Genomic DNA, 16,827 nt, shown 5'->3' with positions numbered 1-16,827 from the left:
GGGGGAACTTGGTTGTAAAAAAAAAGTCGTCCCACCATTTTCAATGAGACGACTCTATAAGCATTTAAATTCTTCTTACATTTCTTCAGGAGCTTCTTCCAATGTTATCGCTCTCTCCACAGAATTGAATGGACCAGGAATAAGGTTTTCTTCTGCATCAATCAACTCTAATTTAATTTCATTTCTCCCCATCGGTAGTCCTTCGATGTAGTAAGGTGCCCACTCATCAATCATAAATTCATTTCCATTGATCGTGGCTCGCACTTTATTTCCATCTGCTGAAAGGCTAGTATTCAATAGATAAAAATCCAACATTACTTTTTTAGTATCCGCTCCGACGTATGTACCCTTTGGTCTACTGTAGAATAGGTGAGGAGCTGTCAAGTCTGCTGAATCCGGCTCCACATCCCCCACAACCAGATTTTCTATGTGAAAAGCATCCGGACTTTTTACACTCTCATGATAGGAACGGGATAGGAAAGCAAGAACTACATAATTACCTGCGTCAATCTCTGTATTCAAACTGTTCATGTAATGAGCAGAATACGGTCCATTATTGACAATAAAGTGAATATGTTGCCCTTTTGCAGAGTTGGCTATCCCGCGTGTCTCATAGTCTTCAGTTGGTTCTCCTAGGTCGTATTCCTGAACGTCGAATGTATAGTTAACTACAAAAGAGCTATCTGTTGATGTGACAGCTGCATCTCCTCTTTTAATGAGGTTAGCGAGAGGAAACTCAGGTGAGGGAGGAGCTTTCGATAGCGTTATATCCGACTCAGCCTCCATCGCTTCACCGGATTCATCTGCTTCACCTTCCGATTTTTGAGATGTAGTGCATGAAAACCCAATCAGGGCAATCATTAATAATGTTAATAATCCAAGCTTGTTCGTTTTCATATTTAGGTTGTTTCAGTTTGTTTAAAATTACTATCTGTTCATTACAACTAAAAAACCGGACTTTTGATCCGGTTTTTTTTCAATTCGTGTTTTCAGATCAATTGTCCTTCAGGAAGTTTCTCAACACATAGTTCAGAATTCCACCATGCTTGTAGTATTCCACATCAACTCCTGAATCCAATCTTACTACTGATTTAAATTCTAACTTAGAACCATCTTCTTTAGTAGCAGTTACGTCTACCAGCTTGCCGGGGGTAAGATTTTCAGAGATACCTGCAATGTCATAGGTTTCTTTACCAGTCAACCCAAGGGTGTCCTGGGTTTCACCTTCCTGGAATTGCAAAGGAAGCACACCCATTCCGACCAGATTGGAGCGGTGGATACGCTCATAGCTTTCTGTGATCACTGCTTTAACTCCGAGTAGCTGTGTTCCTTTTGCTGCCCAGTCTCTGGATGAGCCTGAGCCATATTCTTTACCACCAATGACCACCAAAGGTGTTCCTTCCTCTTGATATTTCATTGAGGCGTCAAACACCGTCATTTCTTCTCCTGTAGGAATGTAGGTAGTCCACCCACCTTCTCTGGTAGCGAGCTTGTTTTTTATTCGAACGTTCGCAAACGTACCTCGCATCATCACCTCGTGGTTTCCTCTTCTTGAACCGTAGGAGTTGAAGTCCTTCTTTTCAACCTTGTGATCTACCAGATATCTTCCTGCCGGGTGTTCAGGTAAGAATTTCCCTGCCGGTGAGATGTGATCGGTAGTCACCATATCTCCGAGTTGTAACAATACTTTGGCTCCTTTTATGTCCTCTGGATTTGGTACATCTTCAGAGATGTTTTTGAAGAATGGCGCCTCCTGTATATAAGTTGATTTGTTGTCCCATTCATAGGTTTTTCCTTTGGGTGCAGCCAGGTTTTTCCAGGTATCATCTCCAGCGAAGATGGTCTCGTAATTCTTCTTATAATCTTCCGGGCTTAAGACACTCGTCATTACCTCATCGATTTCCTGTGAGGATGGCCATATGTCTTTCAGGTAAACATCTTTGCCATCCTTTGTTTGTCCTAAAGGCTCATTGTTCATATCAAAATCCGTATGACCAGCAAGAGCATAAGCCACCACCAGCATAGGAGAAGCCAGGAAGTTCATTTTAATGTTTGGATGAATTCGAGCTTCGAAGTTCCTGTTTCCCGAAAGAACCGAACTAACAATCAGGTCATTTTCAATCACTGCCTTTTGTACGGACGGAATCATATCTCCTGAGTTACCAATGCAGGTGGTACATCCATATCCTACGGTGAAGAACTTCAGGTCTTCCAGATACGGGAGTAGCTTCGATTTTTCGAGGTATTCAGTAACTACTCTTGACCCGGGAGCGAGTGATGTCTTCACCCATGGTTTTACTTTCAGTCCAAGTTCAGAAGCCTTCTTAGCCACTAAACCGGCACCAATCATCACGCTCGGGTTTGAGGTGTTGGTACAAGAGGTAATTGCAGCGACCACTACAGAAGCATCTGATATGCAGTGCGTCTGCCCATCAATTTCAACATCTACACTTCTTATTCCATTTTTGTTGCTGACCGTAGGTGCTGGCTGCCCACCTTCGTTGGCCCAATCAGCCACGCGTTTATTTATTGCTATATATTCTCTTCCCTGCTGTTTGAGGAGCTCAACCATTTTACTCTTAGCCTCTCTCAAAAGGATTTTGTCCTGTGGTCGTTTCGGTCCGGAGATGGTAGGTTCTACCGTGCCTAAATCCAGCTCAATTACGTCTGAGTATTCAATCTCTGCATCATCATCCCTCCAGAGCATGTTTGTTTTCGCATAAGATTCCACCATATCAATGTGATCTTCGGTACGACTGGTGTTTCTCATGTAGTCAAGCGTACGATCATCGATCGGCCAGTGAGTATCCGTACATCCGAATTCCGGAGACATGTTGGAGATGGTTGCTCTGTCAGTTACTGCCAGGTTCTCCAGTCCGGGACCAAAAACCTCTACAATTTTTCCTACTACTCCATAATCTCTGAGCAATTTGGTAATGGTCAATACCAGGTCAGTGGAAGTTGTGCCTTCCTTCATCTTTCCGGTAATCTTCAGTCCAATTACATGTGGAAGGATCATATAGATAGGCTGACCAAGCATGGCTGCTTCTGCCTCAATACCACCTACGCCCCAGCCAAGCACGCCGATTCCGTTGACCATTGGAGTGTGTGAGTCTGTTCCTACAAGCGTATCTGGAAATAAATATCCGTCTCTTTCGATCACTCCTTTCGCTAGATATTCCAAGTTAACCTGGTGGCATATGCCCATGCCCGGTGGTACCACAGAGAAGTTAGTAAACGCTTGTTGCCCCCACTTAAGCAGTTTATATCGCTCCTCGTTTCTTTCGTATTCCAGGTCTACATTCTTCTGATAAGAATCTGCGGTTCCAAAGTGATCCACGACCACTGAGTGGTCAATGACCATATCGGCAGGCACTACAGGGTTGGTCTTACTTGTATCTTTTCCTTTTCTTGCTACTTCTGCCCGGATTGACGCAATATCAACCACAGCTGGTACGCCTGTAAAATCCTGCATTAATACTCTCGCAGGACTATAAGGTATATCTTTTTTTCCAGCAGTTTCCTTCCAATTAAGCACCGTTTCAATGTGATCCTCTGTGACTGCAAAACCATCATAATTTCGGATGACATTTTCTAAAAGAATACGGATGGAGTAGGGGAGTTTTTTCACGACTGGCTTCTTCTTGGCTAGCTCGAAGAGGCTGAAGTATTTGTGTTCTCCTAATTGACTGGGTAGTTGTTTTTCGATTCCTAGAAAATCCTGAGGCATAAATCTGTATTTAAATGGTTTAAGGTTTACGATTCTAAAGATAAACAGGAAAAAGGTTTGGATAGTTTCTGGTGAGGCCGAATCAAAAAAGCCCGAATCAATGATCCGGGCTTCAGCTTTCAATTTTTGCCAGACTTATGCCGCCACTAATTTCTTACTGGATGGCTTAAATTTAGTCAGGTCAATTCCTTGTACCGCCGCTTCGTATTCTTCCATAGTTGGTGTCCGGCCAAGAATTGTGGAAAGCACCACTACAGGTGTTGATGAGAGCAAGGATTCACCTTTTTTCTCATCGGAATCTTTCACTACTCTTCCCTGAAAGAGCCGCGTGGAGGTAGCCATCACCGTATCACCAGGCTCAGCTTTCTCCTGATTACCCATACACAGGTTACAACCCGGGCGCTCGAGATATAACATGTTTTCGTATTTGGTACGCGCAGCAGCTTTAGGATTGTTGTCATCAAACTCAAATCCGGAGTATTTCTGCAATACTTCCCAATCGCCCTCAGCTTTTAACTCGTCCACTATGTTGTAGGTAGGAGGGGCCACCACCAATGGTGCTTTAAATTCCACTTTACCATGCTGCTGCTCAATGTTTTTCAGCATCTGAGCGAGAATCTTCATGTCTCCCTTGTGTACCATGCATGATCCCACAAAACCCAGGTCCACCTTTTTAGTGCCTCCATAATAGGAGAGTGGGCGGATGGTGTCGTGCGTATATCTTTTTGAAACGTCTTCGTTGTTTACGTCCGGATCAGCAATCATAGGTTCACCCAATACATCCAAGTCAACAACTACCTCTGCGAAGTATTTCGCATCAGCGTCTGGAGTAAGCGCTGGTTTTTCACCTGATTGGATTTCTGCAATTCGATTATTTGCTTTGTCTATCAAACCTTGAAGCACTTTTCCCTCATTATCCATACCTTTTTCAATCATGATCTGGATTCTGCCTTTGGCAATTTCCAATGATTCAATCAAGGTTTCATCTTCCGAAATACAAATGGAAGCCTTGGCTTTCATCTCTGCTGTCCAGTCTGTGAATGTAAAAGCTTGATCTGCAGTCAATGTGCCTATGTGTACTTCAATGACTCTTCCCTGGAATACATTTTCACCACTGAATTGCTTCAACATTTGTTGCTGAGTAGCATGAACCACATCACGGAAGTCCATGTAAGGTTTCATTTCTCCTTTGAAAGTCACCTTGACAGATTGCGGGATCGGCATGGATGCTTCACCTGTTGCAAGTGCAAGTGCCACGGTACCAGAGTCAGCACCGAACGCCACGCCTTTGGACATTCTTGTATGAGAATCACCACCAATGATGATATCCCAATCATCTACCGTGATGTCATTCAATACTTTATGAATCACATCGGTCATGGCTGGGTAAACACCTTTTGGATCGCGTCCGGTGATCAACCCAAAGTCATTCATGAATTTCATGAGCTTTGGAATGTTTGCCTGGGCTTTACTATCCCAAACAGAGGCCGTATGGCATCCGGACTGGTAGCCTGCATCTACAATCGGTGAAATGATCGTTGCGGCCATGGACTCCAATTCCTGAGCGGTCATAAGCCCGGTAGTGTCCTGAGAGCCGACAACATTTACCTCTACTCTCACATCTGATCCAGCATGAAGTGTCTTACCAGGAGTTATTCCAACTGCATTTTTATTAAAGATTTTCTCCACTGCAGTAAGTCCCTGTCCTTCGTTCGAAATCTCTTTCGATGGAGCGAAGACAGTTGGAGCTTCAATGCCTAATGTCTTTGCGGCGAAGGTCTGTAACTTTTTTCCGAAAACAACTGCGTATGAACCACCCGCTCTTATAAACTCAAGCTTTTGTGGCGTCAAAGAAGCGGAGATATCAATCAACTCCTGATCTCCATTATATAACTTTTTCTCTTTGGTGTTGATGGTTAGTACGGTTCCTGTTGATACCGAGTATATTTCTTCCAATACCGGCTCACCGTTTTCATTAACCACGATGCTTCCATCTGCATTGGTCTTCTTTCTCCAATTTTTCAGATCGATTCCAATACCCCCTGTTACCCCTACAGTGGTTAAGAATATCGGGGAAATACCATTGGTTCCTGCAATGATTGGAGCGATGTTGACAAATGGGACATAAGGGCTGGATTGAATACCTGTCCACAGTGCCACATTGTTTACTCCAGACATCCTGGAGGAGCCTACGCCCATGGTTCCTTTTTCAGCAACCAGCATCACTCGCTTATCAGGGTGTTGCTCCTTCAAAGTTTTTAGCTCATCCTGCTTTTCCTTGTTGTGCTCAAAAATGGAGTGGCCATGTAGCTCTCTGTCAGACCTGGAGTGCGCATCAGCGCCAGGTGAAAGCAAGTCAGTAGAAATGTCACCTTCCCCAGCAATAAACGTTACGATATCAATTTTTTCTTCTACTTCTGGAAGTTGCGTGAAGAACTCCGCTTTTGCATAGCTCTCTAACAATTCTTTAGCCACGACATTACCGTTTTCGAAAGCATTCTTTAACCGTTCGTAATCTGCATCATACAAGAATACCTGGGTCTTCAATACATCAGCTGCGCGCTTAGCAGTGATTTCATCATCACCCAATGCAATATCAAGAAGTACCTTAATGGAAGGACCTCCTTTCATATGAGAAAGTAATTCAAAGGCGAACTCAGTAGTGATTTCTTCAACAACCGATTCCCCAAGGATGATCGCTTTCAAAAAATTTGCTTTTACAACTGCCGCAGGTGTAGTGCCGGGTAAGGTATTATAAATAAAGAATTGAAGTGCGTCAGCTCGATGAGTGTTGTCAGAGTCTTTGATTAATTCAATGATCTCGCTGAGTAGCTCTCCATCATCAATAGGTTTTGGGTGGAGACCCTGATCTTTTCTTTCTCCGATTTCCTTTACGTATTCGTTGTATTTGCTCATATCAAGTCATTAATAAGTTAAGAACAGACTTGAGTCGATTTATTCGACTTATGTCTTAATTATTGGGGCTTTTTTGGCTTTAGTCCTTACCAAAAGGACAGGCTTCCTGTTGTTCGGCAGGCAAAAATAATTCATTTCATCTTTGGATTCACTGTTGCTTCCAAACAATAGGTGGGAGATGATTCAGCTACCTAGTTGGACAAGAAATTTCAGTGTATCTACGTTATCAGCATAATCCCACAATTCCGGTTGCTGAGCTTTACCGAATGGGATAAACTCTTTTCCCACGATACATTGGATCTTATCTTTTTGACCATCCAGTATTTTCTGCAAATTCTCAACACTATCGTATTCTTGATGGAATAGAACACTAATCGGTGATACCAATTCGTGAGTCGAGTTTATCAACAAGAAGCCCGTATCGAGATGAGGGGTTTTATTCACCAGGTAGATCGATTTGTAGTAATCGTAGTTGTTCCTGTACTTGTGATGGTTGATTGCTTCCTTATAGGCTTCAAAGTGAGGGAAAGCTTCTCTGATATCAAATCCTTTGGGTGTAAAAACCTTCGATACATTTCTGCACCCAAGTCCATAGTAGGTGAATATATCAGCTCCCAAAGCTTTAAGTTCTGCTTCCGATTCCTTACCTGTAAGAATTGCTACTGAAGTGCGATTCCTCCTGATGATATTAGGAATGTTTTTGAAATAATATTCGAAATAGCGTGCCGTATTATCACTCCCTGTTGCGATCACTGCGTCGATATTTGTAAGTTTTTCTCGTATCTCAATATTTTTTTTAAATCGTGGCTCTATCTCGATGATCCAATCGATGATCGTTTGTGTAAGAAATCGATCATCACTGCTGGGCTTCACTGCTGCAAAGTGCCCGGCAATCAGTACCGATAGTAAATCATGAAATCCAACCAATGGGATATTACCAGCCATTACAACTCCGACTACCTGTGGAGTAACTTCATCCACATCATATTTTGCTATCCATTCAGATAATATTTCCTCCCTAAGCATATATTGAATGCTGGATAGAGCCTGGTTTACACTCTTTCCTGTGAACCATCCATTGATATTCTGAGCTGAAATACCAAGCTGTTGCAATTCATCGGGGGTAAGGTTTGAGATACGTTCGCCCAGTTTGGAGAAGGCATTTATGCGGTCTTGGATTTGCATTTTTAAAAATTGTCTGTTCGTTCTTGTTGGGCTGCAAACTTATTGCGATTAATTTTGTTCCCTCATTTAGAACACGACAAAAAGCGTTTTTATGGCTATAATGATTACCGATGAATGCATCAACTGTGGTGCATGTGAACCCGAATGTCCAAATACCGCCATTTATGAGGGTGGGGTAGAGTGGAAATGGGCTGATGGTACCGATCTTCAGGAAATAGAAATGGAGGATGGGTCTAAGGTAGACGCTAAAGAAATACAAGAGCCTGTCTCGGATGAATTTTACTATATCGTTCCAGGCAAGTGTACCGAATGTACCGGCTTTCATGAAGAGCCTCAGTGTGCGGCAGTATGTCCTGTAGACTGTTGTGTTCCAGATCCGGATTATGTTGAGTCAGAGGAAGAACTGACAGCCAAAAAAGAGTGGCTACACCTCTAGCTATCTCATTTTCTTGCGCTTTATTAAATAAGCCCCCAGGACTTTGTCAAATGAATCGTTCGTGTTAACAGGAACGAAATCTACCTTCATCATTCCACATTTGATTTTCAAATCCTGATAAAATTTTGCCATCTCTTGACGGTATACATCCTTTACATCATGCGGATTCACCTTGATTGATTCATTGGTTTCCAGATCAATGAATTTGTACGGCCTGTCTTCAAATTCGAAATTTAGTTCACTTGAATAGTCCGAAACATGGAAGAGAATCACCTCATGTTTATTGTGCTTTAAATGTTGCAACGCACTCATCAAATCATCCTCATCAGTATTTTGGAACATGTCAGAGAAGATTACCACCAGCGATCGCTTATGAATTTTATCCGCTATTTCATGTAATACGGTAGAGATGTCTGTTTTAGTAGCAGGAGTGGTATCCTGAAGTTCGGAAAGCTTTGTTAAAATTGAGTTTAAGTGAGCCTGAGTGCTTCTGAGATCGGTTTCCTGTTCTATTCTGTCTGAAAAAACGGATAAGCCTACAACATCTCGTTGCTTAGTAAGCAGGTAGGAGAGAGCAGAAGCAGCAAATATGGAAAATTTTAATTTGTCTTTTCCAGGCATTGGGTAATGCATGGAGGCAGAATTATCAATCAAAATTCTACATCTCAAATTGGTTTCTTCTTCATATTGCTTCGTATATAATCGATCAGTTCTTGAAAATACTTTCCAATCTATGTGTCGAGTACTTTCTCCGTAGTTATACAATTTATGCTCAGCAAATTCGACCGAAAACCCGTGATAAGGTGACTTGTGCAAACCGGTAATAAAGCCATCTACCAATTGCTTGGCAATTAGCCCCAGGTTGTCATATTGATTAATTTCTGAAATGTTTGTGGTCATATGTCGCTATTCAACGTGGAATCCATGATTTGTTTGCAGATAAAAAATATAAAGCACTATATTTAGCCCCGATTTAGTACAAACTAACACCTAACACAAATTTTAAGCAAGTGGAAGATAATAACGAAAAAGGAAGAGACGAGATCTATTCTGAGAGAGTAAAGGCGGGAAAGCGTACGTACTTTTTTGATGTGAAAGCGACACGGTCGAACGATTATTACCTGACGATTACGGAGAGCAAGAGAAAGCCTAAAGATGACGGTTTTTATTACGAGAAACATAAGATTTTCTTATATAAGGAAGATTTTCACAAATTTGTAAATGCATTGAATTCCACTGTGAACCATGTAAAGGATGAATTGATGCCCGAAGTGGATTTTTCACAGTTTGAAAGAGAAAATGAATCTGAGCCGGAAGTGGCAAATGCTGAGGTATCAGAGTCGGATTCTGATCTAAAATGGGATTGATAAGATAACTTTTTTATTAAGTATGAAGAGAGAGGCTCCCCAGCGATATGCTGGGGGGCTTTTTTATTTTACTTTTGCGCCACAAAATTGAAATCAAACCATAATTATACTTTTCTATGGGATTACAGTGCGGAATCGTCGGACTACCTAACGTTGGGAAATCCACTCTTTTTAATGCTTTATCCAATGCCAAAGCAGAGGCAGCCAACTTTCCTTTCTGTACTATTGAACCAAATGTGGGTGTAATCACCGTACCGGATGAAAGACTGCAGATTTTAGCTGATCTGGTAAACCCTCAAAAAGTATTGCCAACAGTAATTGAGTTTGTAGACATTGCAGGCCTGGTAAAAGGAGCAAGTAAAGGGGAGGGGCTAGGCAATCAGTTTTTAGCCAATATTCGCGAAGTGGATGCCATCATCCATGTGATCAGGTGTTTTGATAACGATAATATTGTGCACGTCTCGGGAAAAGTTGATCCAATTGAGGATAAGGAAGTGATTGACACAGAGCTCCAGTTGAAAGATTTGGAATCCATTGTTAAACGAATCGAGCGGGTGCAAAAAATTGCAAAATCTGGAGATAAAGAAGCGAAAGCAGAATATGAGGTGCTGCAGAAATTCAAAACACATCTTGAGAGTGGACAGAATGCACGCTCACTGGAGATGGATAAAGAGCATCGGGCATGGATTAAGCCACTTCAACTTTTGACGGATAAGCCCATCATTTATGTAGCTAATGTGGATGAAGAATCCATTAATACAGGTAATGAGTGGAGTAAAAAGCTGGAAGAAAATATAAAGAATGAGGATGCCCAGTTGATATTGGTTTCTGCGGGGTTGGAGGCTCAGATTGCTGAGTTTGATGATCCCGAGGAAAAGGAAATGTTTTTGGAGGAGTATGGCCTGAAAGAATCAGGTCTGAATCGTCTGATTAAGGCATCCTATTCCTTACTTGATCTGATCACATATTTCACAGCAGGAGAGACTGAGGTAAGGGCATGGACCATCAAAAAAGGGTGGAAGGCGCCACAAGCTGCAGGAGTTATTCACACGGACTTTGAGAAAGGCTTTATTAAAGCTGAGGTAATTAAAATCCCGGACTACCAGCAATACAAGACGGAGGCGGGATGTAGGGAGGCTGGGAAGCTATCCATTGAAGGAAAAGAATATGTAGTACAGGATGGAGATGTCATGCATTTCAGATTCAACGTCTAGTTTTCGATAGACCTAAACCGCTTGTACCCAACCAGTTCATCGTTGATATTACCGGGTTTTCGGTAGTATACCAAAATCTCGTATACATTTTCAGCCTGAAAGTGACTCCCTTCAAAATAGTGAGGAGGGAGTTCATTACTTTCGACATAATACAGATATTCGTAGTATCCCTGTTTTAGTGGAATGGTGGCTTGATACCTTCCTAATCCATTTTGATCGATGTACTTCATTCGGTTCAGATCGGTCAATTGCCAATTGTTATATCTTCCTAGAACATATACATTACCATCTATTGGATCTGACTTAAGTGCAAAGGTTACATCAGCATAGTCTGCGTTTAATGTGGACTCTCCGGGATCATTGTTTTGGATAATGAAATTTCCATTAATGTCCTGAAAGTTTTGTGTATAAGAAATGCCTTTTCGAGATGCGTCGAGCTTTAGCGGGGCTATGATCTTTGTTCCTGTATTCACAATTTTCCCAACGTTTCTTCCGGATATGTTTAATGTTCGCAAGTCGGCAAATCGAAACTCATTCCACCCATAAAAATTAGTTTTCAAATCCAGGTGTCGATACTCAAGATAGCCTTCATTGACACGCATGAGCGTAGGAGAAATGGAGGTAATGGTAGTATTCCAGTTGTGGTTTTGAAGAATAACGGGTGAAACATCCTGTGCCGGTGCGTTGACCTGAAGATTTCCAAAATTTAAGCTAAACTCTATCTGGTGATTTTCCTCTCGTTTGCCAATAGTGGTACTTACTCTAACAGTGTGATCGATAGTGGTTTTACTATCTACCACTAAAAACCGACGTGTCAATATTACATCGTCCGGGTTCGCTCTTCTGAATACTGCTACTACGTAGTTACCAGATAAGGTTGGTTTCGGGATGCTAAAACGATAGTTAATGTAAGGTTGAACGGTATTTACGGAGTAGTCAAAGTCAGTGATCCGGTAATTGTTGATTTGAGATAGGAACTCCATATCTCTTAGTCTGGATTTTGTCCAGTCTTTATTGCAGTGATAGATTTTAGCACTTAGGTTCTCAAATTGATCCGTCAATAAATCAAAAGTGAGAAGTAGCTGACCATTATCATTCAGGCTTACAACCTGGTTTTCTATTGCCTTAATTTGTCCATTGTCGATAGGAACAACTTTGGTGATTCCGACAAAATCCTCATAGTCGTAATTGTCAAAAATGATTTTCTTATTTATGCTTGATTGTTGAGGGACTACCGGTTCACACTGGACTAATAAAAAAGAAATTGTAATTATCGCTAGGTTCTTCATAACTTTAATGGGACGAAAAGCCCAAATTAGATATTGCAACTATAATATTCGGTACTGGGTCTATTTAAATGCCAACATGAATGTCGGTTTCTGAAGAAAAATTGATTAAAGGTTGCCAGAAAGGCAAAAAAGAATTCCAGCAGGCACTTTACGATAAGTATTGTGATGGGATGTATTTAGTAGCTCTTCGATATTCTAAAATGCAGCAAGAAGCTGAGGATATCATTCAGGAAGCCTTTATCAAAGTATTCAAGAATATTAAAAATTTCAGAAAAGACTCGTCGCTGGCATATTGGATAAAGCGAATAGTAGTGAATACTGCACTTAACCATCAGAGGAGCAAACTTTATCTCTATCCAATGGTAGATGTAAATGATTTGGATGATTGGAGCGAAAAGGAAAGTGCAATTTCCGAACTAAGTTATGAGGAGCTTTTAGACCTTATTAGGAAGTTACCTACTGGTTGTCAGATTATATTCAACCTATTTGCTGTCGAAGGTTATAAGCATCATGAGATTGCAAAGAAGCTTAAGATTAGTGAAGGAACATCGAAATCACAGTATTCAAGGGCTAAGTCATTGTTGGCGGAAAAGATTATGCAGAGAGATCAGGTAAGATATGGATCAGGGGAAGTTTGAAGATAGTATCCAAAAGAAGTTTGAAGGACAAACAGTAAAGGCACCTCAGGGAATTTGGAATGAGATCGAAAATTCTCTTAACGCTGAATTGGTTTCGATTTATGCCTCCCAACACTTAATGTATAAATGGGTGTCAGTTGCAGCTGTATTGGTCGCTGTAGTACTATTAGGTGTTTTGTATTTCCCATCGACTTTGCTTGAAAAGGATCAAAATGAGATCGCTAGCTATAATGCACTTTTATCGAATAGTGTTGATTTTGATAGCTACTATAACTACAATCACGACTTTACCGGACTCAATCAAAGAGGTCTAGCCTTTAATTCAGTATCTCAGTCATCTGAAAAGCCCTTATCGAGCGATATCGTAGATTCCAATGACCAAATATGGCTGACGGAGTACCGGGAGGTTAAGGGCAGACGACCTGGAATTTTATTTGCCAATGTCTCCAATGATATTTACAGATACAGGTCATCGGCCAGCATCCCCCGACGACCTAATGAAGAATTGAGCGACAAGAAAGTGTGGGCGGGAGTAGAGGCTGGAGCTGGAAATTTTAATGCTGATTTTGGTGGAGAAGGCACACTTACCAATTCACTTAATCCTGCAGGCCTGGCATCTGCAATTGGTTCTGGTCAATTCGTAAATCCAACCACCAATGTATCCCAAAATATGAGTGAGGCTATCGCCACAACCATTGGAATAGATTTTGGAGTTCAAATGGGAAAGAGATGGACATTAGAAAGTGGAGTAGCATATACATCAGTAGAAAACAGCGGCACTGCTTCCATTAACGTTCTGGATGTTTACACCATTGATAACTCTAATTTTATTGAAAATTCAAATGGATCAGACGGATCATTGCTTACTCCAGGCTCTTCAGCACGAGAAGCAAGTATCGAAGTAAGAGAAAACTACGATCATGAGATTTCAATAAATAATAGTGTTCAGTTTGCCTCAATACCTGTAAAAGCCGGATATTTCTTGGTTAATGATAAGTTCAGTCTGCGATTGAATGCGGGCTTATCAGCTAACTACCTTGTAGAGGGAAACATTTCTGATCCTTCAAAACAAATATTGAATAGTGACGAACTCAATTTATACAATGAATGGTCATTTGATGGAATAGGAGGGTTAGAGTTAGGATATTCCATTTTTGAAAAGTTCGATTTGACCATAGAACCTAATTACAGGCATTCTATTACCCCTATTAGCAACTCCGCAACCTCTCCTTCAAGATTCCTGGTACAGACGGGATTAAGGTACACATTGAAGTAGCCTTCTATCATTGAATAATCCTATTTCGCATAAAAGATGTAACCTTTCATCACAGTAAGAGTACACTTTTGCAGGTGTAATTCGTTAGGTAATTCGCCAAACTCGTCAACTAACTCAAAGCCCATGCCCAGAATAGGACTGTTGTCTGTCACTCTATTCTTAACATTACTTTCTGTAATTCATGCTCAGGAAACTGAAGAAAAAAAATCTTATACCACTGCATGGCGTGAGGGAGAAATTGTACTTGATGGAAAACTGGATGATGAGGCATGGGGTAAGGTTGAATGGGGAGGAGATTTTGTAGGTCATAGACCTGATTTCAATGTTGAACCATTTCAGCAGACGAAATTCAAAATTCTTTACGATGCAAAATTTCTTTACGTTGGAATTAGAGCATTGGATACCGAGCCTGAAAAGATTGTGAAGCGGATGTCCCGTCGAGACGGTTTCGATGGGGATTTTGTAGAGATCAACATTGATAGCTACAATGATAAGCGAACAGCATTCTCTTTCACAGCATCAGTTTCCGGTGTAAAAGGTGATGAATATGTTTCAAATAATGGCAATGACTGGGACTCTACCTGGGATCCTATCTGGTATTTGCGGACAAATGTTGACGATGAGGGGTGGGTCGCAGAATTTAAAATTCCCCTTTCTCAACTAAGATTTGCCAATAAAGAGCATCATACATGGGGCATACAATTTACCCGAAGGATTTTTAGAAAAGAGGAAAGGTCTACCTGGCAGGCAGTTGATCCAAATGCACCGGGTTGGGTTCATTTATTTGGAGAATTGAATGGAATTACCGGCATTAAACCTCAGAAGCAGCTTGAAATACAACCATACGTTCTTGCTTCTCTTGATAAATACCCTAAAGAGGAAGAAAATCCGTTCCGGGATGCTGGAAAGGAGTTTAAGGGAAATGTGGGGCTGGATGCGAAAATTGGAATTACGTCTGATATCACGTTAGACCTCACATTCAACCCTGATTTCGGACAAGTAGATGCAGACCCTTCAGCAGTAAACCTATCTGCTTTTCAGCTCTTTTTCAGAGAACGGAGACCGTTTTTTCTAGAGGGGAGTAATCTTCTTTCTTTCAGAACAAGTGGAGGAACGAATAATTTATTCTATTCTCGGCGTGTTGGCGGAAGACCACATGGCTATCCGGAAAATGTCGAATACATTGATTATCCCAACAATACCAGAATTCTTGGAGCAGCAAAGATTACAGGAAAGAATGCTAACGGTTTCTCCTGGGGGGTCTTAGAATCGTTAACCAATAAGGAAAGAGCCGATGTACAATATGAGGATGGAAGCAGAGGAGAGGAAGTGGTTGAGCCCTACACCAACTTTTTGGTAGCCAGAGCTCAGCAGGATATTGAGGGTGGAAAAACCGTAGTTGGGGCGATTGTAACCAATGTGAAAAGATTTGATAATAGGGGGAATGAACTGGAATACCTTCATGATCAGGCTACCAGTGCGGGTATTGACCTGGATCACAATTTTAAAGATCGAAAATATGGGATGGAAATCCGGGCGATGTTAAGCCGTGTAGACGGAACTATGGGGGCTATTTACCAAACGCAAACAGCCTCTGAGCGCTTTTTTCAAAGACCGGATAATAATCACAAAGAAGTTGATTCCACCCGGACAAGCCTGGTAGGTTCAGCTGCCACGTTTGCTTTTGGGAAACGAAGTGGCAATTGGAGGTGGACGATCGGATCCAACTATAAATCACCTGAATTAGTATTGAATGATGCAGGATTTCTTCGTCAGACGGATGATTTGAATAACTGGTTTTGGACACAGTATCGTGTAAATAAGATTACGAATACTTTCAGGTGGCAGAACTATAATATTTATGGTGAGTACAATAATGATTTCGGAGGAGCTGTCACCAATCGAGGAATCAACTTCAATATGAATTGGGAGTTCAAAAACTACTGGGGATTTGGGCAGGGAGTTTGGGTTGGCGGCACCAGGGTATCCAATGCAGATCTGCGCGGAGGTCCTTCGATAAAGTATCCGGGAAACGTAAATTATTGGTATTGGATTGGAACAAATAGCCGCAAGAAAGTTCGTGTTTCATTTGAAAATTGGTTCAATTGGGGGCAAAACAGCTACACCAAAAGTTCTGGTATCTCCCTAAATATCGACTTGCGACCAATGGATGCTATGCAAATCTCAATTTCCCCAAGTGTAAATTGGAACAGGGATGATCTCCAGTATATAACTCAACAGGATCTTGAAAATGATACAAGATATATTCTGGGAAGGGTGGAACAGGAAACCTACAGTATGTCGGTGAGGGCTAACTACAACATTACACCAAATTTGACATTGGAATTTTGGGGGCAGCCGTTCATAGCCGCTGGCGAGTACAGCCAGTTCAAACGGGTTCATTTACCAAATGCAGAAAGTTACGACTCCAGGTTTCACTTATATGAAGACAGTCAAATTGTGTTTGATGAGGAAAATAGCACCTATGAAATCTACGAAAATGGAAACTCAGATCCGGATTATACATTTGATGATCCCAACTTCAATGTGGTACAATTCCGGTCAAACTTTGTAATGCGATGGGAATATATACCGGGTTCTACACTATTTATGGTATGGGCCAATAATGGCTCTTATTTTGATCAATCCCGAAACAATAGCTTCAATGATTTAACTTCCCATCTTTCTGGACTCACAGGCAATAATACCTTCTTAATTAAATACACCTATCGATTTATTTTGTAATAAATCTTCCTGCTAACTTTGGGCTAAATCT

General features: G+C 41.4%; 12 protein-coding genes. 6 read left to right on the top strand and 6 right to left on the bottom strand.

The window, feature by feature from the left end; genetic code table 11:
- Positions 1-75 precede the first annotated feature (75 nt).
- The 4 genes from ACP14Y_RS03700 to ACP14Y_RS03685 all read right to left on the bottom strand — a co-directional run bounded on the left by ACP14Y_RS03700 (position 76) and on the right by ACP14Y_RS03685 (position 7,831).
- Positions 76-897: a phosphopeptide-binding protein gene (locus tag ACP14Y_RS03700; protein ID WP_424961624.1), complete on the bottom strand. Its 822-nt coding sequence runs from the start codon at positions 895-897 to the stop codon at positions 76-78.
- Between the two features lie 97 nt (positions 898-994).
- On the bottom strand, positions 995-3,730 hold the full coding sequence (gene acnA, locus ACP14Y_RS03695) for an aconitate hydratase AcnA (RefSeq protein WP_424964416.1): 2,736 nt from the start codon (positions 3,728-3,730) through the stop codon (positions 995-997).
- A gap of 135 nt (positions 3,731-3,865) precedes the next feature.
- Positions 3,866-6,646: a bifunctional aconitate hydratase 2/2-methylisocitrate dehydratase gene (locus tag ACP14Y_RS03690; RefSeq protein WP_424961623.1), complete on the bottom strand. Its 2,781-nt coding sequence runs from the start codon at positions 6,644-6,646 to the stop codon at positions 3,866-3,868.
- A 183-nt stretch (positions 6,647-6,829) separates the two neighbouring features.
- A complete protein-coding gene (locus tag ACP14Y_RS03685; protein ID WP_424961622.1) occupies positions 6,830-7,831 on the bottom strand; it encodes an acyl-CoA reductase in 1,002 nt (333 codons plus the stop codon).
- Positions 7,832-7,922: 91 nt separating this feature from the next.
- Here ACP14Y_RS03685 and ACP14Y_RS03680 point away from each other — a divergent pair, with 91 nt between their 5' ends.
- Positions 7,923-8,267 (top strand): 4Fe-4S dicluster domain-containing protein, encoded by a 345-nt coding sequence (locus ACP14Y_RS03680; protein WP_424961621.1) that lies wholly within the window; start codon positions 7,923-7,925, stop codon positions 8,265-8,267.
- Here ACP14Y_RS03680 and ACP14Y_RS03675 read toward each other — a convergent pair whose 3' ends face one another.
- The gene (locus ACP14Y_RS03675; protein WP_424961620.1) at positions 8,268-9,167 is read right to left on the bottom strand and encodes a DUF58 domain-containing protein; all 900 of its coding nucleotides are present in this window, start codon (positions 9,165-9,167) and stop codon (positions 8,268-8,270) included. It lies immediately after the preceding gene.
- Positions 9,168-9,277: 110 nt separating this feature from the next.
- Here ACP14Y_RS03675 and ACP14Y_RS03670 point away from each other — a divergent pair, with 110 nt between their 5' ends.
- Positions 9,278-9,634, top strand: a complete 357-nt coding sequence (locus ACP14Y_RS03670; RefSeq protein ID WP_349563134.1) for a DUF3276 family protein — start codon at positions 9,278-9,280, stop codon at positions 9,632-9,634.
- Between the two features lie 116 nt (positions 9,635-9,750).
- On the top strand, positions 9,751-10,848 hold the full coding sequence (ychF, locus tag ACP14Y_RS03665) for a redox-regulated ATPase YchF (protein ID WP_424961619.1): 1,098 nt from the start codon (positions 9,751-9,753) through the stop codon (positions 10,846-10,848).
- Here the strand turns inward: ychF and ACP14Y_RS03660 are convergent.
- Positions 10,845-12,137, bottom strand: a complete 1,293-nt coding sequence (locus ACP14Y_RS03660) for a type IX secretion system plug protein domain-containing protein (RefSeq protein ID WP_424961618.1) — start codon at positions 12,135-12,137, stop codon at positions 10,845-10,847. The two genes, ychF and ACP14Y_RS03660, sit on opposite strands and share 4 nt — an antisense overlap.
- Positions 12,138-12,217: 80 nt before the next feature.
- Here ACP14Y_RS03660 and ACP14Y_RS03655 point away from each other — a divergent pair, with 80 nt between their 5' ends.
- The 3 genes from ACP14Y_RS03655 to ACP14Y_RS03645 all read left to right on the top strand — a co-directional run bounded on the left by ACP14Y_RS03655 (position 12,218) and on the right by ACP14Y_RS03645 (position 16,796).
- Positions 12,218-12,775, top strand: coding sequence for an RNA polymerase sigma factor (locus ACP14Y_RS03655; protein WP_424961617.1), 558 nt, complete (start codon positions 12,218-12,220; stop codon positions 12,773-12,775).
- Positions 12,756-14,051, top strand: coding sequence for a hypothetical protein (locus ACP14Y_RS03650; RefSeq protein ID WP_424961616.1), 1,296 nt, complete (start codon positions 12,756-12,758; stop codon positions 14,049-14,051). Before ACP14Y_RS03655 ends, ACP14Y_RS03650 begins: the two co-directional genes overlap by 20 nt.
- A gap of 123 nt (positions 14,052-14,174) precedes the next feature.
- Positions 14,175-16,796: a DUF5916 domain-containing protein gene (locus ACP14Y_RS03645; protein ID WP_424961615.1), complete on the top strand. Its 2,622-nt coding sequence runs from the start codon at positions 14,175-14,177 to the stop codon at positions 16,794-16,796.
- The last annotated feature ends 31 nt before the right edge of the window (positions 16,797-16,827 follow it).

The organism is Ekhidna sp., assembly GCF_965247405.1.
In the GTDB taxonomy this organism is placed as follows: Bacteria; Bacteroidota; Bacteroidia; order Cytophagales; family Cyclobacteriaceae; genus Ekhidna.
Note: the sequence above shows the minus strand (reverse complement) of the source record. Positions and strands in the feature narration are given on the sequence as shown.